Raw genomic sequence first — 26725 nt, forward strand, 5'->3', positions numbered from 1 at the left:
GCGCGGCGAGGCCGTTGACCAGTGCGCCGGCTTTCTCGCCGAGAACGCCGCCAAGCGCGCCTTGCAGCGACGACAGGAAGCCGCCGCCGCCGGCCGGCGCGGCGGCCATGACGTCATATTGGTGCGCAAGGTCGTCGGCGCCGGGGATCTTGGCGAAAAACGAAGACGCGCTGGTGCCTTCGGCCTCGTGCTCCAGCACCGAGAAAATGGTGCCGACGACCTTTTCGGTCGTAGCCTGGTCAAGACCGGCCTTCTGCGAGACGGTGTTCACGATGTCCTGGACGTTCATGACTTCACCTCAACCTTGGGATTTCGTGTTTGCGCGCTGACGCCGGCGGCTGCGAACCTTGACCATGGACTTGCGGCTCGCCGCGACAACAGCCGCGCGCATCGCCAGAACGGCCGCCACTGCCGCCACGAAGGCGGTTGCCAGGATCGAGGTCATGGTCATCGGTACTGTTCCTTTCAGATCGGGCCTATAGGACCGTGGCCGCCAAAGGCGGCCGGCAAGCCAGTTTCCCCCACTATTGTGGCGGCGCCATCAAAATTTGTCACCGATGACAAAAACGTGATGATCTTCCAGCCGACCGATTGGCGGCCGGGAGGACAGCGAGATGTCACGGTCCGGTGACTGGACGATGAGAGGCTCGCCCCTATCTTGCGACCGGCAAGGACACCGAAGTCGAGAGAGCGAGGAAGCCGATGGCCAACGTCACCACCAAACCCGTCATCACCCAGGCGATGATCGACGCTTATGACGAATACACGCATCTGACGCTGGATCGCCGCCGCTTCATGGAGCAGTTGACCAGGCTTGCCGGATCGGGTGCTGCGGCCGCCGCGATCGTGCCGATGCTGGCGGCGAACTCCGCCCAGGCGGCGATCGTGGCCGAAAACGATCCCCGCGTGAAGGGCGAGGACATCACCTATCCCGTCAGCGGCGGCGAGATGAAAGGCTATCTGGTCAAACCGGCAAACCAGACCGGCAAGCTCGGTACCGTCATCGTCATCCATGAAAACAGGGGGCTCAACCCGCATATCCGCGACGTCGCCCGGCGCGTGGCGCTGGAGGGCTTCTTGGCGCTCGCGCCCGATTTCCTGTCGCCGCTCGGCGGCACGCCCACTGATGAGGACAAGGCGCGCGACATGTTCGGGAAACTCGATGCGGCGCAGACCGTTGCCAACGGCGTGGCGACGGTCGCCTTCCTCAAGGCCGACAAGGACGGCAATGGCAAGGTCGGCGCCATCGGCTTCTGCTGGGGCGGCGGCACCGCCAACATGCTGGCCGTCAACGCGCCCGATCTCGCCGCCAGCGTCGCTTATTACGGCATGCAGCCCAAGGCCGCCGACGCGTCGAAGATCAAGGCTGCGCTGCTGCTGCATTATGCGGGCTTGGACGAGCGCACCAACGCCGGCATCGATGCTTTCAAGAAGGAACTCGACGCCGCGCATGTCGAATACACGGTCTATGTCTATGAAGGCGCCAACCATGCCTTCAACAACGACACCTCGGCGGCGCGCTACGACAAGAAGGCGGCCGACCTCGCCTGGGGCAGGACGATCGCCTTCCTCAAGCAGAAGCTGGCCTAGGCGCGATCGGCCACTGGTTTGTGGAAGGCAACGCCGGCCACGACCAGCGCGATGCCGAGGCAATCGGTCGGCCCGGGAATCTGGCGCAGCACGACGATGCCGATCAGCGTCGCGGTGACCGGCAGCAGCGACAGCATCAATGCGAAACTCGCGCGCGGCAACCGCGCCATGGCGAGCTGATCGCAGATATACGGAATGACCGAAGAACAGATGCCGACGCCTATGGCCGCGATGAGCAGCGGCGGCGAGAAAAGGGCGGGCAGCGCGTCGGTGACACCGATCGGAAGCACGACGATAAAAGCGACCGCCATGGCGGCCCCCAGGCCGGCGATCCCGTCGCCGGCGCCCGCGCGGGCGACACGGTGGCCAAGCACGATGTAGCCGATAAAGAGCGCGCCGTTGGGGAAAGCCCAGAACAGCCCGACCGGGTCGCTTGACCATTTGACGTCAATCAACAGCAAGGTGCCGCTGACGGCGATGGCGAGAGCGGCCAGATTGCGGGCGCTCCTTAGGCCGACCAGCGCAATGCCGATGGTGCCGACGAACTCGATCGCCGCGACCAGCGAGATCGGCAGGCGGTCAAGGGCCAGGTAGAACGAGCAGTTCATCACCGCCAGGCAAGCGCCGAAGGCAATGAGCAGGAGCCGCGTCCGAGGGCCGGCGCGGGCGAAGGTTCGCCAAGGGCGGGTCAGCGGCGCGAAGATCAGCGCCGCGGCGGCGATGCGCAGCCAAGCCATGCCGAGCACGCCGACATGCAGGAAAAGCAGAACGGCGAAGGCCGGCCCGAGATAGTGGAAGACCGCGCTGACCGCGAACCAGAGATGGGGCGGCAGTCCTGTCGCCAGCCCGGTGAGTGCGGGGCCGACAAGGGCCAGGCGGACAGCAGCAGGGCTGACCGCGGTAAAACTGGAATGCGGTGCTTGTCTCGGGTCGTCCATGAGACCAGTATCATAGCCGATCATCCCGATTTATATGGATGATGATCCGCTTATCCAATCATTGCTTTCCCGGAAGCAAGGAGTTTTCCATGAAACGCCGTCGAAGCGAAAACATCGACCTCGATGCGGCCGACATGAAGATCCTGCGCCTGCTGGAAAAGGATGCGCGCGCCAGCACGGCGGAGCTGGCGCGCTCGGTCGGCCTGTCGGCGCCGAGTGTGGCCGAGCGCATCAAGCGGCTGCAGGAAAACGGCGTGATCGAGGCCTATTGCGTCAAGATCAATCCCGCGGCGCTTGGCCTGAAACTATCGGCTTGGTTGCGCATCCGGCCGGTGCCGGGGCAATTGGCCGTCGTGGCCGAGATCATCCGCGACCTGCCGGAAATCGCGCAATGCGACCGGGTGACCGGCGAAGACTGTTTCATCGCGCTGGCGCATGTCGGCTCGGTCGCCGAACTCGAACGGGTGATCGACCGCATCATCCCCCATGCGATGACCAATACGGCGATCATCCAGTCATCGCCGGTGATCGCGCGCTCGCCGCTTGCGGCGATCAGGCGGCAGCCGTGAAACTGGGGATTTGATCCCCGGGGCAAGCGATGTATCGGCCCAGGCCGGCTCTCCGGCACTACGCGTGGCCACGCTTTAGGCGGGCGCGCTTCAGGATGCTGCGCCAGCGGATCATGTCGAACGGAATCGGTTCGTTGTTGTTGGCGATGTGAAAGATCTCGTTGTCGACATTCTTGAGCGAACGCCAGAAATCATAGTCTGATATGCGCGGATCGGCGGCCAGCCTGTCCACCTCGACCTTGATGTCCGTTTTCATGCACGTTCCTCGAACCGGCTTCGCCCGCCGCCCGCTAAAACAACCCTTGTGCGGACGTTTTCGACCGCTCCGCTGAGTCGTTCAACGGCTCAAATGGCTTGTTCCCGTTAAAACCTCGGTAAGGTTAATGCGGGCGCGAAGGCGCTTCAAGCACTGGTGCTACCGGATATCCGAGGTTCTGCGATTTTGAGTTTCGGGTGTGGCTTTGAAGCCAGGCCGGTCTCCCGCTAATGGGGCGAGATGGATGCCGGCTTCGCCCTACTTGCGCTTGATTCCAATCGAGCGGCCGGCGCGCTCGGGCATCGGCAGCACCGAATGGGCGGCGCGCATGGCCTCGATCCTGGCCAGCACATCGGCCGGGAAGGGCGCCACCTTCGGCCCCGACATGTCGACATGCAACGACAAGGTCTCGGACGTGGCGGCGAGCCAGCCATCGACATGGCGGATCTCCTGGTAGGCCCGCAGCCGCTTCTCGTCATGATCGATGAGCTGGAAAGAGACCGTGACCTTGTGATCCAGGTGCAGTTCCTGCACGTAGCAGACATGGACTTCGGCGGTGTAGATGGTGAGCCGCCGCTCTTTCACATAGTCCAGCCCCATGCCCATCGCCTCGAAGGCCTCGTCCGAGCAGCGGTCGAACAGCACGTTGTAATAGGCCATGTTGAGATGGCCGTTATAATCGATCCAGTCCTTCTCGATGTCCATGGGCCTTGAGACGAAGGGGGCGGAGATGGACATCGAAACTTCCTTGTTCTGGTGCTGGACAGAGCGTGGTTGCGGAGACTACGCATCCATAGTCGCATAACAAGCATGCATGCTGGTCCATTCGCGGAGGATTTCATGGCCCTGAGCGACCTCAATCCGGTCGAACGCAACGAGGAAGGCATTACTGCCGTGCTCGGCATCCTCAAGCAGCGGCTGGGCGAGCGCTTTCAGACCGGCCAAGCCATCCGCTCGCAGCACGCGCATACGACGACTTACATTCCGACGCAGGCGCCCGACGGCGTGGCTTTCCCGGAGACCACGGCCGAGGTGCAGGAGATCGTGCGCGCCTGCGCCGCGCATCGCGTGCCGGTGATCGCGTTTGGCGTCGGTTCGTCGCTGGAAGGCCACACCAACGCGCCGGGTGGCGGCATCTCGGTCGATACGTCGCGGATGAACCGCGTTCTTTCGGTCAATCCACAGGATCTCGACTGCACGGTCGAGCCCGGCGTGACGCGTGAGGACCTGAACCGGCACCTGCGCGACACCGGCCTGTTCTTCCCGATCGATCCGGGCGCCAATGCCTCGCTCGGCGGCATGGCGGCGACGCGGGCCTCCGGCACCAATGCGGTGCGCTACGGGACGATGCGCGAGAACGTGCTGTCGCTGACCGCCGTCATGGCTGACGGCGAGGCGGTGACGACCGGCAAGCGGGCGAAGAAGAGTTCGGCGGGCTATGATCTGACCCGGCTGCTGGTCGGCTCGGAAGGCACGCTCGGCATCATCACCGCGCTAACCTTGAAGCTGCAAGGTATTCCGCAGGCGATCTCGGGCGGCGTCTGTCCGTTTCCGAGCGTGGAGGCGGCCTGCAACGCGGTCATCGCGACGATCCAGATGGGCATTCCGGTGGCGCGCATCGAACTGGTCAATGCGCTGCAGATGCGGGCGATGAAGACTTATTCCAAGCTCGATTATCCCGAGAGCCCGTGCCTGTTCGTGGAGTTCCATGGCAGCGATGCCGGTGTCGCCGAGCAAGCCGAGACCTTCGGCATGATCGCGGAAGAAAATGGCGGCGGGCCGTTCCTGTGGACCAGCGTCGCCGAGGAGCGCACCAAATTGTGGAAGGCGAGGCACGACGCCTACTGGGCGTCGCTGACCTTGCGGCCGGGCGCCAAGGGCCTGTCGACCGATGTCTGTGTGCCGATATCGCGCTTTGCCGAATGCGTCATGGAAACCGAGGCCGATATCGCCGAGATGGGGCTGATCGCGCCGATCGTCGGCCATGCCGGCGACGGCAATTTCCACGTGCTGGTGCTGATGGATGTGAACGATCCCAAGGAGATCGCGCTGTCGGAAAAATTCGTTGCACGGCTCAACATGCGGGCGATCGCCATGGAGGGCACCTGCACCGGCGAGCACGGCATCGGCCAGGGCAAGATCGGCTTCCTGCGCCATGAACTCGGCCACGGCGTCGACATCATGCGCACCATCAAACAGGCGCTCGATCCGCTTGATATCATGAATCCCGGTAAGATACTGCCGGACCCGACGCAGCACTAGCTAGAGAGCCGGCACGGGGCCGGCATCTCCACGCCCGGATACCCCTGCTCACATTGATGCGCGGCGTGCGGGCTCGGCCTGGTGGAGATAGCCCATGAACGTGTCAGGGGAAGACGGCTTCGATAGCTGGGTCACCATGCGGCCAACCTCGCCACGATGATAGCCACCGTGGGTTATGACGTGCGCGAGCATCTCTTCGCGCGACATTTGTCCCGAGGCGCCGTCAGTAAAGCTGAAGTTGATCGTCTCCGCCAGTTCTTCCGGTTCCACCTGTTCGACATAGCGGAGGTACCAGCGGTCGGTTTCGATGATCGCCTCGGACAATTCGGCGAGCTTCGGCGTGCTGCTGGTGCCCGTGTCCCGATAGCCGTGCGTCCTCTTCTGGATGTTCGACATAAAGATCCTGTCGACGACATGCGCGTGATTGATGGTTTCAAGGATCGCGACGAGTTGCTCGTCGGTCACGTCGTTTTCGACCTCGGCCAAAAGAGCGAGGAGTTCATCATCAGCCCAGGATTTGTAGCCGAACAGGGATAGAAGCAGTGTCTTGCTGCTCATAATGGCCTCTCATTGACTTGCCTGTCGCGCTTCTTGAATAAATGTGAGCGGACATTCGCATTTTGGTGAAAAAGCCTGAGCATGGCTACTCGCGTTCCCTTACGGCATGAAAGTGTGCGCAAAGCACCACGGCAGCAGCGTTCCCGCGCGACAGTGGATACCATCGTCGAGGCCGCGGCTCGCGTTCTGGCGCGGCGCGGCTGGGCGCATTTCACCACCAATGAGACGGCTTCGGCCGCCGGTGTCAGCGTCGGCTCGCTCTATCAGTATTTCCCCAACAAGCTGGCGCTGGCGGAGGAGATCCGCAAACGCCACCTCGATGCAGTGCTCGCCGCCATATCCAGTTCAGATGAGCGCGTCGGAGCGGGCATGCTCGAGCAGCGCGTGGCGAAGCTGATCGACGGGGTCGTCGCTGCTCACAGTGTCGATCAGCAGCTACACCGCGTCCTGCTCGACGAAGTGCCACTTGCCGCCCGCTCGACGCAGGATCAGTTCGAAGCGGAATATCTGCGCCGCTACCAGGCCGTGATTGCATCCGCCTCAGGCAAGCCCGATCCCGAGCGCGATGACATTGCCGGGCGCGTGCTGTCGGGCGCGGTCGAAGGGGTCGTGCATGCCGCGGCGCGACATGGCGAACTTGGTTCGCCGGCATTGCGAGCGGAGCTCATAGACTTGGTCTGCGGATACCTGCGCCGTCGAACCGCGAGTTAATCGGCGCGGCATCGGCGTCGTGCGGGCGCATCGGAAGGCTTCTTGACCGCTGCGGTTTTGGGGCAGAGACTCAGCGCTCAATAGGCTTGGAGCCAACAAGGTGTGCCGGCTGAGGAGGACTGTCATGGCTATTTCACGCAAGGAAGAAGCGCGCGCGCTGAGCGCCGACGAACACGAGATGGTGGAGAAGTCGCACCATCCGGCGGTGCAGGAGCTTTCCGACTCCGACCTTTCCGGCCTGGTCAAGCTGTTGCGGGAGCGGCGTGACAAGGCGCAGACCGAAGCGCATCGCAGGCGGCGCGAGATCCGCGGCAAGGGTGCGGCGAAGGGCGCTGCACCGTCAAAGGCCGATGGCGGTTCACAAGTGAAGCTCGCGGTGCTGGCCATGGCGATGCGGCGGCTGAACGGCGAGGCCGAACGGCGCCGGCAACTGGCGGCGCGCATTTCACTGGTCGACAATGCGCGCAAGGCGCTGGCCCTGAAGCAGAAAGCCCCGGACGGTCCCACGCACAATTCACGCACGGCACACAAGGGCATGCGGGCCGTGGCCAACCAGAAGGTTCCAAGTCTTGTTCGACCGGCGGAACTCGGCCGCCAGCGCAAGGCGGCCAAGGTGGCGCAGGCAAAGCGCGACGCACGTTGAGGGGCCGCGGATAGAAGCCGCCAGCCGCTGCTCTACTGTGCAAGGGCGAAGCTGCTCCTGGGCGTCCTGCACAAGCGTCTGCAGCATGGGGCGGGTCGGAGCGAAGAAGGTCGTGCCGGTGTGCGGCGTCGAGACATCGAGCAGCCGGTCGTAGGCGCCCGGCGGATCGCCGACATACATGCGCTGCAGCATTTTCTCGGTGACCCAGAGATATCTGCTGTAGCAGATGAAGTAGGTTCCGAACTCGTTCTGCCCTGGCCTGCCGAACGGCATGTTGTCGCGCAATATGTCGTATTCGTTGCCGTCGGCATCTTCGATGGTGGCCAGCGACTTGTGCGATTTGCGGGGCGCGTCGGCGTCATCGATTTCGATGTTGTCGATCTTGGTGCGGCCGATGATCGCCTCCTGCTCGGGAGTCGGAATGCGCGCCCAGACCTGCATATCGTGCAGATATTTCTGAACCACGATATAGCTGCCGCCGGCAAAGTCGGCATCCTCGTCACCGACCAGCGCCGAGGCTGGCAGATCGAGGCCGGCCGGGTTTGCAGTGCCATCGACAAAACCGAGCAGGTCGCGGGCATCGAAATAACGAAAGCCCGTCACTTCGTCGACGACGGTCACGCCGGGACCAAGCCTGTCGAGCAGGATACGCTCGAATTCAAAGCACATGTCGGGCCGCTCGGCGCGGATGTGAAAGAGCAGGTCGCCCGATGTCGTTGGCGCCGAATGGACAGCGCCCTTGATCGGCGCGAACGGCTTCAGCTCCAGCGGCCGCCGGCCGGGGCTGAGCCGGTCCCAGAGATCGCTGCCGATGCCGGCGATGCACGACAGGCGCCCGCCAAGATCGCGGAATCCGACAGTCTTGACCAGGTCGTCGAGCTCGCCGAGCACGGAACACACCCTGGCCAGGGCCGGCTGGTCGCCGGCGACGGTGACGACAAGGAAAATCGCCGACTGCGATAGCGGGGCATCGACACTCTGTGCATCGATCGGCACGCGATCCCAGTTCTTGCCCGACATCCGAGAATCTCCGCTTTTTCCAGAATTTGTTTCAGATCGTCCGACGTGACGCAACACAGGATGAATTGCCTCTTTATCGACACGCGGATGCGGGTAGAGTGCGGCAGAATTTCAATCAACCTGTTCGGAGCGGATGCTCGCACGCCTGTTCGTGATCTTCGGTGGCCTGTTCGTGCTGGTGCTGCTTGCGGCGCTGGTGGTGCCGTATTTCGTCGACTGGACCGGCTACCGCGCCGAGTTCGAGCGCGAGGCAAGCGCCATCCTCGGCCGCAAGGTCACCGTGCAGGGCGATGCCACGGCAAGGCTGTTGCCGTTCCCCTCGGTGACCTTCTCGAATGTTGCCGTCGCCGGTGGCCCGAACGGCCAGCCGGCCATGACCGTCGAGACGTTTTCGATGGATGCCGAACTGGCGCCCTTCCTGCGCGGCGAGGTGCTGATCTTCGACATGCGGCTGGTGCGGCCGAAGGCGACAATAGACATCGCCGCCAACGGAACCGTCGACTGGGCGATGCGCCCGTCCTCGCCCTTCGACCCCGGCCAGATTTCGATCGAGAAGCTGACGGTGACGGAAGGGCAGGTCGAACTGCGCCATGCCGCAGGCGGCCGCAGCCACATCTTTTCCGAGATCAACTCGACCATTTCGGCCAAGTCGCTGGCCGGCCCCTGGCGCATGGACGGCACGTTGCGGCTGGACGGGTTGCGGACGGCGGTCGCGGCGTCGACCGGCAAAGCCGAACCCTCCGGGCAGATGCGGTTGCGGGTGAAGGCGGACCCCGATGCCTATCCGCTGGTCATCGAGACCGACGGCAATGCTGGCATCGTCAACGGTGCCGCCGTCTATTCCGGCCAGTTCAAGATTTCGGGTGCTGACAAGAATTCAGCCGAGCTGCGCGGCACGGATGGCGAGACGGTCAAGGTCAGCGCCGGCAAGCCCGATCCGGGATTCCGCCTGAACGGCAAGTTCTCGCTCGACCACCAGAAGCTTGGCGTCGATGAATTCCGTTTCGAGACCGGTCCGCTCGAGAATCCCTATACCGCCGACGGCAAGGCCTCGGTCGATCTCGGCCAGAAACCGAGTTTCGCCATCGAAGCCAATGGCGCGCAGGTGCAGTTCGACGAGGCGGTGGGTGCGCCGGCTGGCGCGGGCCTGACGCTGGACCAGCGTATCGCCGGGCTCGAACAGGCGCTGCTCGATCTGCCGAAACCGACCATTCCCGGCACGGTCGAGGTCAAGCTGCCGGCGGTGGTGGCCGGCGACACCACGGTGCGCGACGTTCATCTTTCCGCCGAGCCGGTCGGTGACGGCTGGTCGGTGAAATCGCTGGCCGCGACCTTGCCGGGCCGCACCAAGCTGGAAGCCGACGGCAAGGTCATGCTCAACGTGCAGGGCCATTTCGGCTTCACCGGCTCGTTGCTGCTGGCCGTGGCGCAACCTTCGGGTTTCGCAGCCTGGCTGTCGAAGGATGTCGACGAAGCGATCCGCCGTCTGCCTGCCGCCGGGTTCAAGGCCAAGGTCGATCTCTCGGAAAACCATCAATCCTTCAGCGATCTCGAATTGATCCTGGGCAAGGCGAAGTTTTCCGGCCGCATCGATTCCAGCCAGCCTGACGACGCAAAGCCCTCGGTGCTGATGCGGCTCGAGGGCGGTGATCTCGATGTCGACGGGCTGGCGGCCTTCGCTTCGATCTTCGTCAGCGACAAGGGCGCCAACCGTTTTGCCAGCAGCGACCTCGATTTCCAGATCAAGGCCGGCCCGGTCAGCGCCGGTGGCTTGACCGCCGACACGGTCGATACCGCGCTCAGGCTGCGGGACGGGCTGCTCGAAATCGACAGGCTTTCGGTCGGCGGACTGGCCGGTTCCTCGATCAGCGCCACGGGCCGGATCAAGGATTTTCCGGCGGGCCCGACCGGCAAGCTCGACGCCTCGGTGGTCGCGGTCGACCTGAAGCCGCTGATCGATGTCGCCGCGCAGCATTATCCTGACAATGCCGTGCTGAAGGGGCTCGCGGGCCGCGCCGCCGCTTATCCCGACCTGTTCCAGGATGCGCGCATCGACCTCGTGGCCAGTGCGGCCGACAATGGCGATGGCACCACGGGCCTTGCGGTCAGCGGGCAGGGCAAGGCCGGCGGCTCGGCGTTTTCGGCGTCGCTGTCGGGAAGGGGCGCGGTGGACAAGCTTGCCGACGCGGCGGTGACACTGACTTTCACGGCCAGGAACCCGGACGCAACCGCCTTGCTGGCGCTCTATGGCCTGCCGGCGCTGCCGCTCGGCATGCTGGGCGAAGCAAGCACCGATATCCAGGCCAAGGGCACGTTTGGCGGCGGCCTGGCGACGAGCTTCAGCCTTGCCGGCAACGACTTCAAGGCCGGCTTCGAGGGTACGGTCGCGGACACGCCGCAAGGTCCGACGGCCAAGGGCAAGGTCAATCTCGACGCCTCCGACATCGAACCTTGGCTGATGACGACGGGCATTGGCCTGCCCGGCATGGGCGCCGGCATGTCGACATCGCTGGCCGCGCAGGCGGATTACGGCAATGGCCTGCTGGTGCTCTCCGGGCTCAGCGGCGCCATCAACGAGGCGGCTGTGTCCGGCGACATCAACCTCGATATCAAGCAGGGGGTCGACGGCAAGGATGGCGTGCCGCATCTGGCCGGTGCGCTGGCGCTCGACGAACTCGACCTCGATCCGATGGCGGTGGCACTGTTTGGCGATTCCGCTTTTCTCTTGGACAAGAACGGCGCCGGCAAGAGTGACAATGCCGACAAGAGTGAGAAGGCCGGCGCATGGCCGTCGGCGCCGTTCAGCCAGAAGTCCAGCCTGCCGTTCACCGCCGATCTCGACCTGACCACGGCTTCGCTGGCCGCCGGCCCGTTGGCCACCGCCTATGACGCGGCCTTCTCGCTCAAGCTCGACTCGGAAGGCATTCGGGTCGCCGACCTCAAAGCCAAATTCCTCGGCGGGGCGCTCTCCGGCCTGTTCGAGTTGAAGAACAATGAGGGCACCGGGCTTTTCACCGGACAGATGAAACTGGCGGGTGCCGACCTGGCTGATGTGTTGCCGAATGCGGGCATCGGCGGCAGTGGCGATTTCTCGACGACGCTGTCGACCAGCGGCAAGTCGGTCGACGCGATGATCGCCGCTCTGTCGGGATCCGGCACGGCGACGCTGAAGAGCTTGCAGATCGCCGGCGTCAATCCTGATGCGTTCGGCGCATTCCTCGCCAAGGCGGATGCGATCGGCCGCGATATCGACGCGACCAAGACCGCTGGCTTCGCGCCTGACATCGCAGCCGACGGCAGCTTCGCCGCAAAGGACGCCGAGGTCGCCTTCACGATTGCCGGCGGCACGCTCAGGGCGCCGCCGATCAGCCTTGAAAATCCGGCGGCGACCTTGTCGGCCGACATCACGGCCGACCTTAACGCTAGCACGGTTTCGGCCAAGGGCGCGATCACCTATCGGCCCGGCGACGAAGCGCTGGTCGGCTCCGAGCCGGTCGTGACTTTCACCGCCGAGGGGCCGTTCGGTGCCGTGAAGCGGCAGTTCGACAGCGAGCTGCTGGCGCAGTTCCTGACCCAGCGCGCGCTGGAAAAAGAACAGCAACGCGTCGAGGCGATGCAGGCCGCGCTGCTTGAGAAACAGCGGCTGCGGCGCGAGGTGCGCTACTACGCGGCACTTCAGGATGCCCGCGACAAGGCCGCGGAAGAATTGCGCCAGCAGGAGGAGGCGGCGCGCCTGAAAGCAGAAGCCGACGCCAAGGCGAAAGCGGAAGCCGACGCTCAGGCCCAGGCTGAAGCGGATGCCAAGGCGAAGGCCGACGCGGAAGCGAAAGCCAAGGCGGATGCAGACGCGAAAGCCAAGGCCGATGCCGATGCGAAGGCGGCGGCGGAACAGCAGACAGCGGACGAGGCGGCCAGGGCGCAGGCCGAGCAGGAGCGCCAGAAGGCGGAGGAGGCGATGCGCATTGCCTCTCAGGAAAAAGCCAGGCTCGAAGCCGAGCGCAAGGCGGCGGAACAGGCGCCCAAGGCCGAGCGGGTGCCCGCCAACGACAATCCGCCTCCGGCCAAGCCGAAAACCAATCCGTTCACTGTCGACAATCTGCTGAAGTCGCTGCAGTAGGCGGTAGGACTGGGCTTTCCGGTTGCTCGCCGTCTGGCAATCGTCTCAAAGAAGAAACGTTTCGGCGCCGTCAGCGACGTATCTGGCGTGGCGGAAGTCGCGTATGGTGGCAAGCTTGTCGCCCTGCCAACCCAGCAGGATGAAGTATGTCGGCGCTGCCGCAGGGTCGTTGGGATCGCGCACCAGGATTGCCGGACGGTCTTCGACGAAACCAGGCTGGAAATGCCAATCCTGCACCCGGGAATAATTGCCGAAATAGGTTGCCACCTCCTTGCGGCCGTTCAGCCTTGCCCTGGCCACCAGTTCCAGCCGCACTTCATCGGCCAGCATATCCCGCACGGCGTCGAAATCGCGGGCGTTGAAGCGATCGACATAGGCGTCGAGCAACAGGCGCTCCGATGCACTCAGCCTGGGAACAGGACGATCGTCCTGTTCGACGGCGATCTCACGCAACCGGCCTCGGCCACGGTGCAGCGCGGCCTTGATCGCGGGGATGCTGGTGTCGAGCATGGTGCTGATCTCCTGCAGCGAATAGCCCAGGACGTCCATCATGATGACGCTGCTTCGTTGCGCGACGGGAAGGCGCATGAAACTGTGCAATCCGGCTGCCGCGGCCTGCCGGTCGGCGATGGAATTTGCCGGGTCGGCGATCATGTCCGGCTCCTCGTCGGAGAAGGCCCTCTCGCGGGCGCGGCGGCGCAGGAAATCGAGGGCCGCATTGTGGGCGATGCGGAACAGCCAGCCTTCGGGATTGGCGGTCGGGCCGGCGTTGGGCAAGGCCTCGAATGCCTTGGCCAGCGCCTCCTGCAAGACGTCCTCGCCATCGACGACCGAGCCTGTCATGCGGGCGCAATAGCGGTGCAGCTTGGGGCGCAATTCGCCGAACAAGCGGTCGAAAGGCTCGCGGACTTCGCCTTGACTGTTCATGTACCGGCCGTTCTTGACGTGGTTCTATTCAGGCTACTCGTCCAGCATCCGATAATGGCCCACCACTGTCATCACGTCACGATGCGGCGGTTCGATGCAGCGATCCCTGATGCCATTTTGGAAGGCCTCGAAAGCGGCAAGCCCGGGGATGACGTCGGCATGCTCGTCGGTTTCGATCTCGACGAGATGGACGAAAGTGCCGTCACCGGAGCGCCAGGTCATGTAGCGAACGCCTTCCGGCGATTTGCCGCGCAGTTCCTCGAACACGGCCTTGACCAGGCGCTCGTTCTCGTCGGCCCGGTCCGGCTTCGTCTTGTAGCGTATCAAATGGTGTTTCATCGCGTCGGCTCCTTGGCTGTCACCTGTCCAAGACGCCGCGGCCAGGCCAAAGGATTCGGATTCGAAAAAAATAGCTCGGTATCGGCCCGCACGGACGCCGGGCGTCAGTCTTGGCCCCCATCGAGCAGGCGCCGCAGCATGGGTTCTATGCGCGAGAGCTCGTCGAGATGCGCGGCAGACAACTCGGCCAGGCAATTGTCGGCGCGCTCGGTCAGCCGCAGCAGTACGCGGCGATGATCGTCCTTGTCCTGATCTCGCGCGACCAGTCCCGCCTCGCCGAGGCGGTTGACCAGTTCCACGGCGCTGTGGTGGCGGATGCGCAGGCGTTCCGCCAGGTCGCCGACCGTCACCGGCCCGCCGCCCGGAAATCCCTTGATCGCCAGCAGCGCCTGATGCTGGCGCGGGGTCAGGCCGGCGTCCTCGGCCTGCACCTGGCTGAATTCGAGGAAGCGGCGGATCAGGTAGCGGAATTCGGACAGCCGCTCGTAGTCGGATTGCCTGATGGCGGGGCGTGGTGTCTTGGGTGGCTGCGTCATATCGGAGATGTCTTCGTTTTCCGGTGAAAGCTCAAACGAAATTTCGGGCGGAATGAGCTTGAACAGATATATCGTGTTACGATACATACCCGACCGACACCGGCTGGCCACTTCGACCGTGCCGCAGAACCCGATACGGCCGCCGCCGGGAAGCAACGCCACCATGAAGACCCAAAACTCCAATCCCGGTCATCTCAGGGATTTCACCACGGATGCCCGAGTACTGCTCGTCGCCGCGATAGCGGTGGTGGTGGCGACCGCCGGGCTGTTTGCCGGCATCGTGCTTCTGAAGCTGACCCGGCTGGCCACCAACATCGCTTATTTCGGCCAGTTCTCGCTTGCCGAGATGAAGCTGCAGGATACGCCGCTCGGGCTTGCCGCCGTCATCGTTCCGGTCGTCGGCGCGCTGATCATCGGCCTGATGGCGCGCTATGGCAGCGAGAAGATCCGCGGCCACGGCATTCCCGAGGCCATCGAGGCGATCCTGCTCGGGCGCTCCAGACTGGACGCGAAGGTGGCAATCCTGAAGCCGCTGTCGTCGGCGATCTCGATCGGCTCCGGTGGGCCGTTCGGCGCCGAGGGACCGATCATCATGACCGGCGGCGCCATCGGCTCGCTGATCGCGCAGATGCTGCCGGTCTCAGACAATGAGCGCAAGACGCTGCTGGTCGCGGGAGCGGCGGCCGGCATGACCACCGTGTTCGGCACGCCGATCGCGGCCATCATGCTGGCGGTGGAACTGCTTTTGTTCGAATGGACGCCGCGCAGCTTCATTCCCGTGGCGGTGGCGGCCATCGTGGCGGAGGTGGAGCGCACGATGCTGCACATGCCGGGGCCGATCTTTCCGTTCCAGGGCGGCATGGCGGTTTCCTTCCTCGGCCTTGGCGGCTGGGTGCTGGTCGGCATCTGCGCCGGTCTGTTGTCCGGACTGCTGACGCAGATGGTCTATGCGTGCGAGGACGGCTTCCAGAAGCTGCCCATCCACTGGATGTGGTGGCCGATGCTCGGCGGCCTGGTGGTCGGCATAGGCGGATTGATCGACCCACGGGCGCTCGGCGTGGGGTATGACAACATTGCCGACATGCTGGACGGCCGCACGATCGCGACCGCGGCGCTCCTGCTGCTGGTGGTCAAGGCCGTGATCTGGTCGGTGGCGCTCGGCTCGGGAACATCGGGCGGCGTGCTGGCGCCGCTGTTGATCATGGGTGGCGCAATGGGCGCGGTGCTTGCCGGGATCCTGCCGGTAGCGGACCCGGGCTTCTGGGCGCTGCTGGCCATGGCCGCCACCATGGGCGGCACGATGCGTGCGCCGCTGACAGCCACTTTCTTCGCCGTCGAGCTGACCGGCAACACGCATGTGCTGGTGCCGCTGATCGCGGCCTGTGCGGCGGCGCATGCCGTCACCGTGCTCCTGATGAAGCGTTCGATCCTGACCGAGAAGATCGCCAGGCGAGGGCACCACCTCGTGCGCGAATATCGCGTCGATCCATTCGCCCTCACCAGGGTGCGCGAGGTGATGACATCGGAAGTCGAGAGCGTGCCGGCGACGATGACGCTGCATGGCGCGGCCGCCTTCCTGACCGCGCCGGAAACCCGGCATCCGAGTTTTCCCGTGGTCGATGAAAACAGGCAGGTGCTCGGCCTCATCGATCCGCCGGCGATCCTGCGCTGGCGCCGCGCCGGCAAGCACCGGACGACGACGCTGGGGGAGCTGCTGGCCGGAGGCAAGGTGACGCTGGCCTATCCCGACGAATATCTGGAAGGCCTGTCGGACAAGCTGCTGACGGCCAACGTCTCGCATCTGCCGGTCGTGGCGCGTGAGGATGGAAGGCTGATCGGCTATGTCGGCTGGAAGGATCTGATGCGCGTGCGCTCGCGCAAGCAGGCCGAGGAGCGTGAGCGCTCGACCTTGCTCGGCTTCGGACGCGGGAAAAAGGCGGATGCGGCTGAAAGTGCCTAGTTCAGGCGTTCGTTCCGCGCTTCGCCCACTCCAGGACATAGAGCCTCAGCGCCGAGGACAGGTTGGCATCGCGCGGCCGGGTCTCGTCGATTTCGGCGACAAGGGCGGCGAGCGTCAGCTTTCTCGCCGCCGCGATAGCGAGGAGATCGTCATAGAAGGGCTTTTCGAGGGAATAGCTGGTGCGATGGCCGCGAATGGTCACCGAGCGCTTTTCGACGGCGCTCATTGCCCGTCAGATTGGTTGGAATCGTCAGATTGGCTGGGCTTCTCGCGGCGATGGTCGGCAACGAACCTTTCGCTCTTGTCGGCGATCAGGCGGTCGCGTTGCTTTTCGGCCTTGGTGCGGCCGTGCAAGGCGCGATTCTGACTGGCCGTTTGTTCCTTGTCGGCCCGGGCCTTCTGTTTGCGGAGCTGACGAAGGTTGACGATATCGGCCATGGACCGCGAGCCTATTTTTTGCGGAAGGCGTCGAGCGAGACCACTTCTGCGCCCTTGGTGCCGGCATCGGCGGCCGCGGGCTTCTTCTCCGCTTCGGCGGCGGTCTTCTTCTCGGCCTTCGGCTTCTTCTCGGAGACGATGGTCAGCGGCTCGGGCGCGGGTGCCGCCGGTTCCTCGTCGGGCTGCGCGTCGGTCTTGACGTCGAATTCGAGTTCGAAATTGACCGAGGGATCGTAGAAGCCGCGCACGGCCGAGAACGGGATCTCGAGCTTCTCCGGCACGTCGGAGAAAGAGAGACCGACCTCGAAGCCGGTGTCGGTCACCTTCAGGTCCCAATACTGGAACTGGATGACGATGGTCATCTGCTCGGGATAGCGCTCGCGCAGGCGCGACGACACGCGCACGCCGGGCGCGCCGGTCAGGAAGGTGATGAAGAAATGATGGTTGCCGGGGAGGCCGGTGCGCGCGACCTCGGCCAGGACCTTGCGCATGACGCCGCGCAACGCCTCCTGGGCCAGAATGTCGTAGCGGATGTGGTCGTCGGCCATGAGTTGGGTCGGGTTCCGTTGAATCGTCCGCATAGCTGTAATCAAGCTTGGGCGCGGCGTAAACCTGATATAGACCGCCGCCGCGCCGAAGCGAAGACTATTGCCACCGATTTGATCGGCAAGGCGGCTTCGCCGCAACCGCAAATGTTATGCGTTAGCCAGCGCAGTGTGCTTTTTCGCGCCGGCCGGGGAAGGGCGCTTGCCGAAAGCGCGCAGGAAGGTGCGCACGCCATTCGTTGCCGATTGCACCACCTCGTCCTCGCGCGGCGTGCCGCCAAGCATGAAGGTGGTCTGCAATTCGGCATTGACGAGGCCGAGGAACTGGCGTGCCGCGACGTCGGGATCATCGATCGTGAGGTGGCCGCCATAGGCGAGGCGGGCGAAGCGGGCGGCGATTGCCGGCCATGTCCGGCCCGGGCCCTGTTTACGCCACTCGGCAAAGAGCTCGGGATAGCGCTCGCCTTCGGTCTGGATCAGCTTGCGCAGGAATTTTCCGTCGCGGTTGCAGATGCAATTCTGATTCAGGCGCACGGCAAAACCGACAAGGTCCGCTTCGAGATCCCCGGGCTGATCGGGGAAGGTGGCAATGGTGGCGAAGATGCCGGCGTTGCAGCGCTCGGTCAGGTCGCGCACGACGGCGATGAACAGCTTTTCCTTGTCGCCATGGTGGTTGTAAACGGTCTGGCGTGACACGCCCGCCTCAATCGCGATCAGGTCGATGTTGGCACCGGCGAAGCCTTCTCGGCAGAACACGCCGGCGGCGGCGTCGACGATCGACAGGCGCTTGGCTTCGTGGCCGCGTGGCGGGAAAGTGTCAGGAGAAACGCCCAGTCTCATGAAAATCTATATAGAGGTGATTGACGATTTAGACAAGGCTGTCTAAATTTGTGGACACGATATAAGGGGATTTCACTCCAGAGGGACGAATAAATTCTCTCCAGGAGTCGGAATCCCACGGGATGGAACGTCCTGGGGTAGACGTCGCCTGGCGGCGATAACCAGATTCGAAAGAAGCCAATATCATGAGTCCCAAATTCCTCCGCATCGCGGTCGTGCTCGGCCTGTTGTCCGCCATCGGTCCGTTCGCCATCGACATGTATCTGCCCGCGTTGCCGTCGATCGGCACCGATCTGCGTGCCGGCACCGCCGCCGTGCAGATGAGCCTTTTGATCTTCTTCCTGTCGATGGGCTTCGGCCAGATCGTCGTTGGGCCGATCTCCGACATGGTCGGCCGCAAGCTGCCGCTCTATGGCGGCCTGGCGCTGTTCATGGTCGGCGGTGTCGGCTCGGCAATGGCGCCGACCATCGAGTGGCTGATCGCCTTCCGCTTCCTGCAAGGTCTGGGTGCCAGCGCCGGCATGGCCATTCCGCGCGCCATCGTGCGCGACCTGCACACCGGCAATGAGGCCGCCAAGCTGATGTCGCTGCTGATGCTGGTGTTTTCGGTGTCGCCGATCCTGGCGCCGCTGACCGGCAGCCAGATCATCGAGAATTTCGGCTGGCGCGCCGTGTTCTGGACGGTGACCGGCGCGGCGGTCCTTGCCACCATCCTGCTCGCGACCTCTCTCAAGGAGACGCGGCCGGCGGAAGAACGGGTCGGGTCCTCCTTCGGTACCGCGCTCGCCGGCTACCGTTTCCTGATGGGCGACCGTAATTTCCTCGGCCTGGTGGCGATCGCCGGCTTCGGCATTGCGAGCTTCTTCGTCTACCTGTCGAGCTCGTCCTTCATCCTGATCGACCATTATGGGCTGTCGCCTTCGGTCTACAGCGTGTTCTTCTCGATCAATGCGGTTGCCTTCATCGGCATGTCGCAACTGACCGGCCTGCTTTCCGAACGTTTCGGGCTGAAGCGCGTGGTGTGGGTGGCGGTGACCGGCTACGCCACGACGATGGTTGTGCTGTTCGCCGTCATGGCGACGGGCGTCGACCGGCTCGATGTGATGGCGGCCCTGCTGTTCGTCGGCTACGGCTTCCTCGGCCTGGTTATCCCGACCACATCGGTGCTGGCGATGGAAGAGCATGGCGAGATCGCCGGCACGGCGTCGGCACTGATGGGCACACTGCACTTTGCCATCGGCGCGCTTGCCATGGGCGTTGCCGGCGTGTTCTTCGACGGCACGCCGTTTCCGATGGTCGCCGGCATCACGCTCTGCGCGGTGATATCGTTCGCGCTGGCGAAGGTCACGCTTGGCCGCTCGCGGGAAGCCGTCGAAGCGCCGGCGGAATAGGCAACCCTCGATGAATCAGGAAAGGCCGGGTCGATCCCGGCCTTTTTTGTGCCGGAGGCATTGCGGACGACACAAGCTGCAGTCGTTTATCCTGGCGCAAAACCGGCGTTTGCCCGGGGTTTACGACTGCTCTCTGGCGCTCAGCCGAGTTCCTGGGCGAGTCCGATGAGAAGCCCTTCGGGCCCACGGATGTAGCAGAGCCGATACACATCCTTATACCGGACCACTTCACCCACGAGCTGCGCGCCGCGCGCGCGGAGCCGCTCAAGCGTATCGTCGATGTCGTCCACGGTGAACATGACGCGGAGATAGCCCAGGGCGTTGACCGGGGCGTTCCGGTGATCCGCGACGACAGGCGGCGTGAGGAAGCGGGAGAGCTCCAGCCGGCTGTGACCGTCCGGTGTGCGCATCATGGCAATCTCGACATGCTGATCGCCCAGTCCGGTGACACGCCCGGCCCATTCTCCTTCGATCGTGGCCCGCCCTTCGAGCTCGAGGCCGAGTTCGCGAAAGAAATCGATCGTCACCCCGAGGTCTTCGACGACGATTCCTACATTGTCCATCCGCTTGAGCGCCATGTTTCCGATCTCCAAGATGTCGGTTCAATCCACAATGTTTCGCCGGGTTCCAACAACGCGCATGAAAGGCCGGGCCGGTGGTCCGGCCGCTTTATGCTCGCGATGCCAGCGACAATCCAGCAGCGTCGAGGAGGCAGCGCACGCGCTCCTCGACTGGCGCAAGCGGCAAGGTCACCAATTCGTAGCCAAGTTCGGCACAGACGCCGGCCACTGATTGGCAAGTGCGCTCGGCCTCGTCGAGCGTTTGCCTGCGCTCTTCGTCCTGGGTGAAGAGGCGCGAAGTTTCGTCGGCCCGAGCCGTTGTGCGTGACGCAAATTGAAGGGGAGAAGTGGAGGTTTCTGTTGCCAGGTACCTCCGAACCCCGCCTAGAAGTGCGAACCCCTAGGGCTTGATTTGAAGCTATCGCACTGCATTAAGCAGCGAGACGTGCTTCCGCATAGTTGTCGTTGGCAACTATAAGTTTAGCCCGATAACGGTGGTACAATGCCGGGCAAAAGTACGATCTTTACACCTTCGTCGATCCTATTTCGCCCCCAGCAAAAACCGCTCTATCGTCGACAGCGGCTTTTGGTGGAGGCGCCGGGTACCGCCCCCGGGTCCGAACGGCTTATTTCATCGCCCATTTATCGCCATAGTCGGTCAAGCCGACAAAACGAATATAGGGGGCGTCGCGTGGAAATGAAAGGCCGCAATGGCGGTTTGTCCCTGTGTCAAATCGCGACGCCGAGGGTTGACTTGGGCGCGGTCACAACCGAAGCTTTGCGAGCGGTGAGGAGTTACCGACCTTGCGCACAAGTTGCCAAGCGCGCCACAGCCCTCATCGATCGGATCCGTGGCGCCGACGAGGGGAATTTTGATGGCCGATTATCTTGCGGATGTGAAGAAATATGACGCCGCGGCAAACGCCGATGCGGTCGAAAAGATCGTCAAGCATCTGGGCATTGCGCTGAGGAACCGCGACTCCTCCCTGGTGTCCTGCACGGACCCGAAGGAATTGGCGCGGGTCAAGGAGAACTGGGTGGCCAAGAAGCTCGGCGTCAGCGACGGGGCGAAAGCCGACGCTGCGATCGAGAAGACCTGCAAGGCGATGCACGCCGACAACACCAAGAACCGCGTGACCTTCTACTATCTGGTGGCCAAGGATCTGGGCAAGCTCGGCTCCCTCTAGGACCTTTTTTGGTCACTCCCTTCTGGCGGCCGGCTGGCGATTTTCCGCGTTTCCGGTTCGCCAGAGCGAGCGCTGAGACAGTTTCTCCCCTGGATAGGGAAACTTCAGACAAGCGTGGCGTCAGCGCCCACATGCGCTATGATCGGCAAATCTCGAATCGAGCCCGGAACCGATGCGCCAATATCTAGACCTCTTGCAGCATGTGCTGGACAACGGCGCCGATCGCGGCGACCGTACCGGCACTGGCACGCGCTCCGTCTTCGGCTACCAGATGCGCTTCGATCTGGTGCGCGGCTTTCCGGTCACCACCACCAAGAAGCTGCACCTGAAGTCGATCATCCATGAACTGCTGTGGTTCCTGGCCGGCGACACCAACATCAAGTACCTGAGGGACCATGGCGTTTCGATCTGGGACGAATGGGCCGACGAGAATGGCGACCTCGGTCCGGTCTACGGCAAGCAGTGGCGGTCCTGGCCGGACGGCCACGGCGGCTCGATCGACCAGATCGCCAATCTTCTCAAGGAGATCCGCCGCAATCCTCAATCGCGGCGGCTGATCGTCTCGGCCTGGAATCCCGCCGAGGTGGAAGCCATGGCGTTGCCGCCTTGCCACTGCCTGTTCCAGTTCTACGTGTCCGAGGGCAGGCTTTCCTGCCAGCTCTACCAGCGCTCCGCCGACGTCTTCCTCGGCGTGCCGTTCAACATCGCGTCCTATGCGCTGCTGACGCTGATGGTGGCGCAGGTGACGGGGCTGAAGCCAGGCGATTTCGTCCACACGCTCGGCGACGCGCATCTCTACTCCAACCATTTCGAGCAGGCGCGCGAACAGTTGCAGCGCACGCCGAGGGCGCTGCCGACGATGTGGATCAATCCGGACGTGAAGGACCTGTTCGCCTTCCGCTTCGAGGATTTCCGGCTGGAAAACTATGTCGCCGATGCCTCGATCAAGGCGCCGATAGCGGTATGACACTCGAAAGGAGCGTGCTGCAGGCCATAGCCAACGCGAAGCTGTACGACGCAGAATTTTTGTTTCAGAATGAGCGCTATTCGAATGCGTACTATCTCTTTGGTTACGCTGCAGAAATTGCGATCAAGTCAAGAATTTCGAGGCTTTTTCGATCAGATGCCATTCCTGACAAAAAATTCGTTCAAGACATTTACAGCCATGACCTCAACAGGCTCATAGCGTTGGCGGGTCTTTCTGCAGACCTTACAGAAAGCCGGACGGCATCGCCTGTGTTCGATGGCCATTGGTCAGCGGTCTCAGATTGGAATGAAGCTTCGCGTTACGATATGATAGATGTGTTTGAGGCGACGGCTATGCGGAACGCTATGGTCGATGAAGAACAGGGAATATTCAGATGGCTTCAGGAGCGTTGGTAAGGACCGACATTGATGCCGGCATCAACTTAATTCGCGCACTTGATGACAAGGGATTCGGAGTCGCGGCCGCGCTATGGTTGTACAACGGCGATGTCGACAATTGGCGCATGATCATCGCCTATCGCGGCCCCAGAAAGGATCTTGAGAAAAAATATCTCGATGCGGCAACCATCGCCGCCGACTGGCGTAAGGCACGTCCGCAAGAACCCATTCTAGATCTTAGCAAGGTCAAGATCACATCGGCTGACGACCGGCTGATCGCCGGCCTAGGTATCGCCATGCGGGTTGATGGACTGGGTGAGGTGCGATTTTCTCATAACACCATCAATGGCATCTATGTCGAAGATGCTTTGATTCATAGACTTGCTGCCTGACAAACTTCGATAGGGGCTGAGATCTTCTATCCACCTCGAAGTCCGCGCCTGCTGCGGCGCGATCGGCTTGGAAAAGGCGCGGTCAGGCTTGAGATCGAGCAGCGGCGTGCCCTCAACGCTATCCATGTCGGACACCGGCGTCGATCCCTCGACGTCAGCGAGCGCAACGTAAATGCACCGCAAGGTTCCGTCGTTGTCCGAGTTCTGCTTGACGAGGTCGCGTCTGGCAGATGCAGCCAATAGAGCGCCTCCAGCCGCTCGAATTCTTCACGTCTTCCAGAGCCTGCCGCCCCGTTTCGATCCGACGGCCACGGCAATCCCTCATGACCTAGCGCGGCGTGACTAGGCGGGAGGCCCAAGGCGCGCCAAGAAGGTGCTTTCCAGCGCAGGCCTTCCCTTGTTATATCCATGCGGATATATCGGTTGGCAGGCTTGAGCCGACCGGATTTCAAACCCAGGGAGAGTTTTCGATGACGCGCAAAGGTTTCGGGTTGAGGACGATCGCCATTGGCGGTTTTGCAGCGGCGTTGATGGCGGCAATGCCGGCAGCGCACGCGGAAGACAAGGTCGTGGTGTTCGCGGCGGCCAGCCTCAAGGACGCGCTCGACGCGGTGAACAAGGCCTGCGAAGCCGATGTCGGCGAGGCCGCGACCGTCTCCTATGCCGCGAGTTCGGCGCTGGCCAAGCAGATCGAGGGCGGGGCACCGGCCGACGTCTTCATCTCGGCCGATCTCGACTGGATGAAATATCTCTCCGACAAGAAGCTGACCAAGCCCAATACGGAAGTGAAGTTGCTCGGCAACAAGATCGTGCTGGTGGCGCCGAAGGATTCGACTGTCGAAGCCAAGATCGAGAAGGGCTTCGATCTCGCCAAGCTGGTCGGCGACGGCAAACTCGCCATGGGCGACTTCAAGGCCGTGCCAGCCGGCAAATATGGCAAGGCGGCACTCGAATCGCTCGGCGTCTGGTCCTCGGTCGAGAGCAAGGTGGCGCAGGCCGAGAATGTCCGTGCGGCCCTGAAGCTGGTTTCGACCGGCGAAGCGGTCCTCGGTGTCGTCTATGCCACCGACGCGCACGCCGAAAAGGGCGTCAAGGTGGTCGGCACCTTCCCAGAGGATTCACACCCGCCGATCATCTATCCGGTTGCCCAGACCGCCGATTCGAAGGACAAGGACACACCGGCCTTCCTGAAGTGCCTGCAATCCGCCAAGGCCGGCGCACTCTTCAGGGAACAGGGCTTTACCGTGCTCACGCCGAGCAACTGAGCTCGAAAAGGCCCCGATACCGCAACATGACCTGGCTGCTGGACCTCACTCCCGACGAATGGAATGCGGTCCGGCTGTCCATCAAGGTGGCGACGGCTGCGATGCTGGCCAGTCTGCCGCCGGGCATAGCGATCGCGCTGCTGCTTGCCCGGGGGAAATTCTGGGGCAAGACACTGCTCAACGGGCTGGTGCATCTGCCGCTGATCCTTCCCCCCGTGGTGACCGGTTATCTCTTGCTTTTGACTTTCGGCAGGCGCGGCCCGGCCGGTGCATTCCTCGCCGAACATTTCGGCATCGTCTTCTCGTTTCGCTGGACGGGTGCCGCCCTTGCCTGCGGCGTCATGGGCTTTCCCCTGATGGTGCGCGCGATTCGGCTGTCGATCGAGGCGGTGGACCGCAAGATGGAGGCGGCCGCGGGCACGCTCGGCGCCAACCCTGTGTGGGTGTTCGGCACCATCACGCTGCCGCTGATCCTGCCCGGGCTGATCGCCGGCGCCATTCTGTCCTTCGCCAAGGCGATGGGCGAGTTCGGCGCCACGATCACTTTTGTCTCCAACATCCCCAACGAGACGCAGACGCTGCCGACGGCAATCTACACCTTTACCCAGGTGCCGGGCGGCGACGAAGGGGCGCTGCGGCTGACGCTGATTTCCATCATCATTTCGATGGCGGCACTGGTCGCCTCGGAAGTGCTGGCGCGGCGCGTCGGCCGGCGGATGGACATCGAATGAGCGTCCTTGTCGACATCGGACATCGGCTTGGCGATTTCGCCATCGATGCCCACTTCGAGAGCGCCGGACGGCTGACGGCGCTGTTCGGGCCATCCGGTTCGGGCAAGACGACGCTGATCAACATGATTGCCGGGCTGATCCGGCCCGACAAGGGGCGCATCGAGGTCGACGGCCGGGTGCTGGTCGATACCGGTGCCGGCATTTTCGTGCCAAGGCACAAGCGCCGCATCGGCATGGTGTTCCAGGATGCGCGCCTGTTTCCGCATATGAGCGTACTGAGCAATCTGCGCTACGGCCGTTGGTTCACGCCGGCGGCGGAACGCTACGCGGATATGGATGCCGTTGTAGAATTGCTGGGCATCGGCCCGCTGCTTGGGCGACGGCCGGCAAGGCTCTCGGGCGGCGAGAAACAACGCGTGGCGATCGGCAGGGCGCTGCTTGCCAGCCCCAGGCTGCTGCTCATGGATGAGCCGCTGGCCTCGCTCGACGAAGCCCGAAAGGCCGAGATCCTGCCCTATATCGAGCGACTGCGCGACGAAACGAAAATCCCGATCGTCTATGTCAGCCATTCGGTTGGCGAGGTGGCGCGGCTGGCCAGCGATGTGGTGATGCTGGCGCAGGGCAAGGTCATCGCCAGCGGGCCGACCGAGGCAGTCATGCAAAGGCTCGACCTGTTGCCGGCCGAAGAGCGCGGCGAGGGGGGCGCCGTGCTGGATACGAAGGTGCTGCGTCACGACGAGACTTTCGGCATGACCGTGCTCGGTTCGGCCGCCGGTGAGATCCGCGTGCCGCGCCTTGAGATGAAGCCCGGGGCTCCGGTGCGTATCCGCATTCGTGCTCGCGACGTGATGATCGCCACGGAAAAACCGATCGGCCTCAGCGCGCTCAACATCTTGCCGGGCACGATCGTCGCGATCAGCCCGGGCGAGGGACCGACGGTCGAGATCGGCATCGACTGCGATGGCGCAACCGTGCTGGCTCGCATCACGGAACAGTCGCGGCAGGCGCTGAAGCTGCGGCTTGGCGGCAAGGTCTTCGCGGTGGTCAAGACCGTGAGCTTCGACCGGGCGAACACCGGCGCCGGCTTGCCGCTCGAGGTCGACGGCTGACAGGCGCGGTGATCACCGCTATATTGTTTTGGAATAACGGTCGCCGAAGCTGAAGCGATCGCGGAGGAGCAAAAATGCCGTCGCTGAGCTTGCGGATAAATCTCGATCCGGACGGACGGATAGGCCCTGGCAAGATCGAGCTTCTGGAGCACATCGCCACGTTCGGTTCGATCTCGGCCGCCGCGCGCGGCATGGAGATGTCCTACAAGCACGCCTGGGATCTGGTCGAGGACATGAACCGGGTGTTTGGTAAGCCGCTGGTTTCGGCGCAGACCGGAGGCCGCAAGGGCGGCGGCGCGCAGCTGACGACGGTCGGCCTGGCGGTGGTCAGCCGCTTTCGCGCCATCGAGCGCGCGGCGTCCGCCGCGGCGGCGACGCATATGGATGCGCTCCAGGCCGAAATTGAAGCGGGGTAGGGAACAGTCAGTAGTCAGTAGTCAGTAGTCAGTAGTCAGTAGTCAGTAGTCAGTGGTCAG

At 63.4% G+C, this 26725-nt stretch carries 30 protein-coding genes, 1 other RNA gene and 1 pseudogene; 16 read left to right on the forward strand and 16 right to left on the reverse strand.

Going from position 1 to position 26725, the window contains the following annotated elements:
* Both O7A61_RS03810 and O7A61_RS03815 read right to left on the reverse strand, forming a co-directional pair.
* The coding region (locus tag O7A61_RS03810) for a hypothetical protein (protein ID WP_337128443.1) at positions 1-289 on the reverse strand (289 nt) is incomplete at its 3' end.
* 9 nt (positions 290-298) lie between these two features.
* Positions 299-451, reverse strand: a complete 153-nt coding sequence (locus O7A61_RS03815) for a hypothetical protein (RefSeq protein WP_337128445.1) — start codon at positions 449-451, stop codon at positions 299-301.
* A 251-nt stretch (positions 452-702) separates the two neighbouring features.
* On the opposite strand from O7A61_RS03815, the gene O7A61_RS03820 reads away from it, so the two are divergent.
* Complete coding sequence (locus O7A61_RS03820) at positions 703-1590, forward strand: dienelactone hydrolase family protein (RefSeq protein WP_337128446.1); 888 nt, start codon at positions 703-705, stop codon at positions 1588-1590.
* Here O7A61_RS03820 and O7A61_RS03825 read toward each other — a convergent pair.
* Entirely contained in the window at positions 1587-2528 is a 942-nt protein-coding gene (locus O7A61_RS03825; protein WP_337128447.1) for an EamA family transporter, read from the reverse strand. The two genes, O7A61_RS03820 and O7A61_RS03825, sit on opposite strands and share 4 nt — an antisense overlap.
* An 89-nt stretch (positions 2529-2617) precedes the next feature.
* Here O7A61_RS03825 and O7A61_RS03830 point away from each other — a divergent pair, with 89 nt between their 5' ends.
* Positions 2618-3097, forward strand: a complete 480-nt coding sequence (locus O7A61_RS03830; protein ID WP_337128449.1) for an Lrp/AsnC family transcriptional regulator — start codon at positions 2618-2620, stop codon at positions 3095-3097.
* Positions 3098-3155: 58 nt separating this feature from the next.
* Here O7A61_RS03830 and O7A61_RS03835 read toward each other — a convergent pair whose 3' ends face one another.
* Together O7A61_RS03835 and O7A61_RS03840 are read right to left on the reverse strand one after the other, a co-directional pair.
* A complete protein-coding gene (locus O7A61_RS03835) occupies positions 3156-3353 on the reverse strand; it encodes a hypothetical protein (protein ID WP_015317249.1) in 198 nt (65 codons plus the stop codon).
* 258 nt (positions 3354-3611) lie between these two features.
* Complete coding sequence (locus O7A61_RS03840) at positions 3612-4091, reverse strand: thioesterase family protein (RefSeq protein ID WP_027141684.1); 480 nt, start codon at positions 4089-4091, stop codon at positions 3612-3614.
* Positions 4092-4193: 102 nt separating this feature from the next.
* Here O7A61_RS03840 and O7A61_RS03845 point away from each other — a divergent pair, with 102 nt between their 5' ends.
* Complete coding sequence (locus O7A61_RS03845) at positions 4194-5615, forward strand: FAD-binding oxidoreductase (RefSeq protein ID WP_337128451.1); 1422 nt, start codon at positions 4194-4196, stop codon at positions 5613-5615.
* A 48-nt stretch (positions 5616-5663) separates the two neighbouring features.
* On the opposite strand, the gene O7A61_RS03850 is transcribed toward O7A61_RS03845, so the two are convergent.
* Positions 5664-6173, reverse strand: coding sequence for a DinB family protein (locus O7A61_RS03850; protein ID WP_337128452.1), 510 nt, complete (start codon positions 6171-6173; stop codon positions 5664-5666).
* A gap of 114 nt (positions 6174-6287) precedes the next feature.
* On the opposite strand from O7A61_RS03850, the gene O7A61_RS03855 reads away from it, so the two are divergent.
* Positions 6288-6884, forward strand: a complete 597-nt coding sequence (locus tag O7A61_RS03855; RefSeq protein ID WP_337128454.1) for a TetR/AcrR family transcriptional regulator — start codon at positions 6288-6290, stop codon at positions 6882-6884.
* Positions 6885-7008: 124 nt separating this feature from the next.
* Positions 7009-7527, forward strand: a complete 519-nt coding sequence (locus O7A61_RS03860; RefSeq protein WP_337128455.1) for a hypothetical protein — start codon at positions 7009-7011, stop codon at positions 7525-7527.
* 48 nt (positions 7528-7575) lie between these two features.
* Here O7A61_RS03860 and O7A61_RS03865 read toward each other — a convergent pair.
* A pseudogene (locus O7A61_RS03865) lies at positions 7576-8547 on the reverse strand (Dyp-type peroxidase); the annotation flags it as partial.
* Between the two features lie 133 nt (positions 8548-8680).
* Between O7A61_RS03865 and O7A61_RS03870 the strand changes: the two are divergent.
* Positions 8681-12664 (forward strand): AsmA family protein, encoded by a 3984-nt coding sequence (locus O7A61_RS03870; RefSeq protein WP_337128456.1) that lies wholly within the window; start codon positions 8681-8683, stop codon positions 12662-12664.
* Between the two features lie 45 nt (positions 12665-12709).
* Here the strand turns inward: O7A61_RS03870 and O7A61_RS03875 are convergent, their stop codons facing one another.
* The 3 genes from O7A61_RS03875 to O7A61_RS03885 all read right to left on the reverse strand — a co-directional run bounded on the left by O7A61_RS03875 (position 12710) and on the right by O7A61_RS03885 (position 14466).
* Positions 12710-13591 carry a sigma-70 family RNA polymerase sigma factor gene (locus O7A61_RS03875; RefSeq protein ID WP_337128458.1) on the reverse strand — a complete coding sequence of 294 codons (882 nt, stop codon included), beginning with the start codon at positions 13589-13591 and terminating at the stop codon, positions 12710-12712.
* 33 nt (positions 13592-13624) lie between these two features.
* A complete protein-coding gene (locus O7A61_RS03880) occupies positions 13625-13930 on the reverse strand; it encodes a hypothetical protein (protein WP_337128460.1) in 306 nt (101 codons plus the stop codon).
* Positions 13931-14034: 104 nt separating this feature from the next.
* Positions 14035-14466, reverse strand: a complete 432-nt coding sequence (locus tag O7A61_RS03885; protein WP_337128543.1) for a MarR family winged helix-turn-helix transcriptional regulator — start codon at positions 14464-14466, stop codon at positions 14035-14037.
* Between the two features lie 163 nt (positions 14467-14629).
* Here O7A61_RS03885 and O7A61_RS03890 point away from each other — a divergent pair, with 163 nt between their 5' ends.
* Positions 14630-16426, forward strand: coding sequence for a chloride channel protein (locus O7A61_RS03890; RefSeq protein ID WP_337128461.1), 1797 nt, complete (start codon positions 14630-14632; stop codon positions 16424-16426).
* Position 16427: 1 nt separating this feature from the next.
* Here the strand turns inward: O7A61_RS03890 and O7A61_RS03895 are convergent, their stop codons facing one another.
* The 4 genes from O7A61_RS03895 to O7A61_RS03910 form a co-directional block, all read right to left on the reverse strand.
* The gene (locus O7A61_RS03895; RefSeq protein ID WP_337128463.1) at positions 16428-16652 is read right to left on the reverse strand and encodes a ribbon-helix-helix domain-containing protein; all 225 of its coding nucleotides are present in this window, start codon (positions 16650-16652) and stop codon (positions 16428-16430) included.
* Positions 16649-16864: a DUF4169 family protein gene (locus O7A61_RS03900; protein ID WP_337128464.1), complete on the reverse strand. Its 216-nt coding sequence runs from the start codon at positions 16862-16864 to the stop codon at positions 16649-16651. The genes O7A61_RS03895 and O7A61_RS03900 overlap by 4 nt, the downstream gene beginning before the upstream one ends.
* Positions 16865-16875: 11 nt before the next feature.
* Entirely contained in the window at positions 16876-17412 is a 537-nt protein-coding gene (locus O7A61_RS03905; protein WP_337128465.1) for an SspB family protein, read from the reverse strand.
* Positions 17413-17559: 147 nt separating this feature from the next.
* Complete coding sequence (locus tag O7A61_RS03910; RefSeq protein ID WP_337128466.1) at positions 17560-18249, reverse strand: TetR/AcrR family transcriptional regulator; 690 nt, start codon at positions 18247-18249, stop codon at positions 17560-17562.
* Positions 18250-18434: 185 nt separating this feature from the next.
* On the opposite strand from O7A61_RS03910, the gene O7A61_RS03915 reads away from it, so the two are divergent.
* Positions 18435-19640 (forward strand): multidrug effflux MFS transporter, encoded by a 1206-nt coding sequence (locus tag O7A61_RS03915; protein ID WP_337128467.1) that lies wholly within the window; start codon positions 18435-18437, stop codon positions 19638-19640.
* Positions 19641-19780: 140 nt separating this feature from the next.
* Here the strand turns inward: O7A61_RS03915 and O7A61_RS03920 are convergent, their stop codons facing one another.
* Positions 19781-20218, reverse strand: coding sequence for a VOC family protein (locus O7A61_RS03920; RefSeq protein WP_337128468.1), 438 nt, complete (start codon positions 20216-20218; stop codon positions 19781-19783).
* 328 nt (positions 20219-20546) lie between these two features.
* Positions 20547-20907, reverse strand: a transfer-messenger RNA (tmRNA) gene (ssrA, locus tag O7A61_RS03925).
* A 168-nt stretch (positions 20908-21075) separates the two neighbouring features.
* Between ssrA and O7A61_RS03930 the strand changes: the two genes are divergently transcribed.
* The 8 genes from O7A61_RS03930 (at position 21076) to O7A61_RS03965 (ending at position 26665) form a co-directional block, all read left to right on the forward strand.
* A complete protein-coding gene (locus tag O7A61_RS03930; RefSeq protein WP_224592324.1) occupies positions 21076-21387 on the forward strand; it encodes a DUF2853 family protein in 312 nt (103 codons plus the stop codon).
* 172 nt (positions 21388-21559) lie between these two features.
* Positions 21560-22354 (forward strand): thymidylate synthase, encoded by a 795-nt coding sequence (locus tag O7A61_RS03935; RefSeq protein ID WP_337128470.1) that lies wholly within the window; start codon positions 21560-21562, stop codon positions 22352-22354.
* Positions 22351-22770 (forward strand): hypothetical protein, encoded by a 420-nt coding sequence (locus tag O7A61_RS03940; RefSeq protein WP_337104925.1) that lies wholly within the window; start codon positions 22351-22353, stop codon positions 22768-22770. The genes O7A61_RS03935 and O7A61_RS03940 overlap by 4 nt, the downstream gene beginning before the upstream one ends.
* Positions 22749-23144, forward strand: coding sequence for a hypothetical protein (locus O7A61_RS03945; RefSeq protein ID WP_337104924.1), 396 nt, complete (start codon positions 22749-22751; stop codon positions 23142-23144). The genes O7A61_RS03940 and O7A61_RS03945 overlap by 22 nt, the downstream gene beginning before the upstream one ends.
* Before the next feature lie 470 nt (positions 23145-23614).
* A complete protein-coding gene (modA, locus tag O7A61_RS03950) occupies positions 23615-24409 on the forward strand; it encodes a molybdate ABC transporter substrate-binding protein (protein ID WP_337128471.1) in 795 nt (264 codons plus the stop codon).
* Between the two features lie 26 nt (positions 24410-24435).
* Positions 24436-25140 (forward strand): molybdate ABC transporter permease subunit, encoded by a 705-nt coding sequence (gene modB / locus O7A61_RS03955; protein WP_337128473.1) that lies wholly within the window; start codon positions 24436-24438, stop codon positions 25138-25140.
* Positions 25137-26249: a molybdenum ABC transporter ATP-binding protein gene (gene modC, locus O7A61_RS03960; RefSeq protein ID WP_337128474.1), complete on the forward strand. Its 1113-nt coding sequence runs from the start codon at positions 25137-25139 to the stop codon at positions 26247-26249. Before modB ends, modC begins: the two co-directional genes overlap by 4 nt.
* Before the next feature lie 74 nt (positions 26250-26323).
* Positions 26324-26665 (forward strand): winged helix-turn-helix domain-containing protein, encoded by a 342-nt coding sequence (locus O7A61_RS03965; RefSeq protein ID WP_127279684.1) that lies wholly within the window; start codon positions 26324-26326, stop codon positions 26663-26665.
* Positions 26666-26725: the final 60 nt, after the last annotated feature.

Origin of the sequence: Mesorhizobium sp. Cs1321R2N1, assembly GCF_037179725.1 — a bacterium.
In the GTDB taxonomy this organism is placed as follows: Bacteria; Pseudomonadota; Alphaproteobacteria; order Rhizobiales; family Rhizobiaceae; genus Mesorhizobium; species Mesorhizobium salmacidum.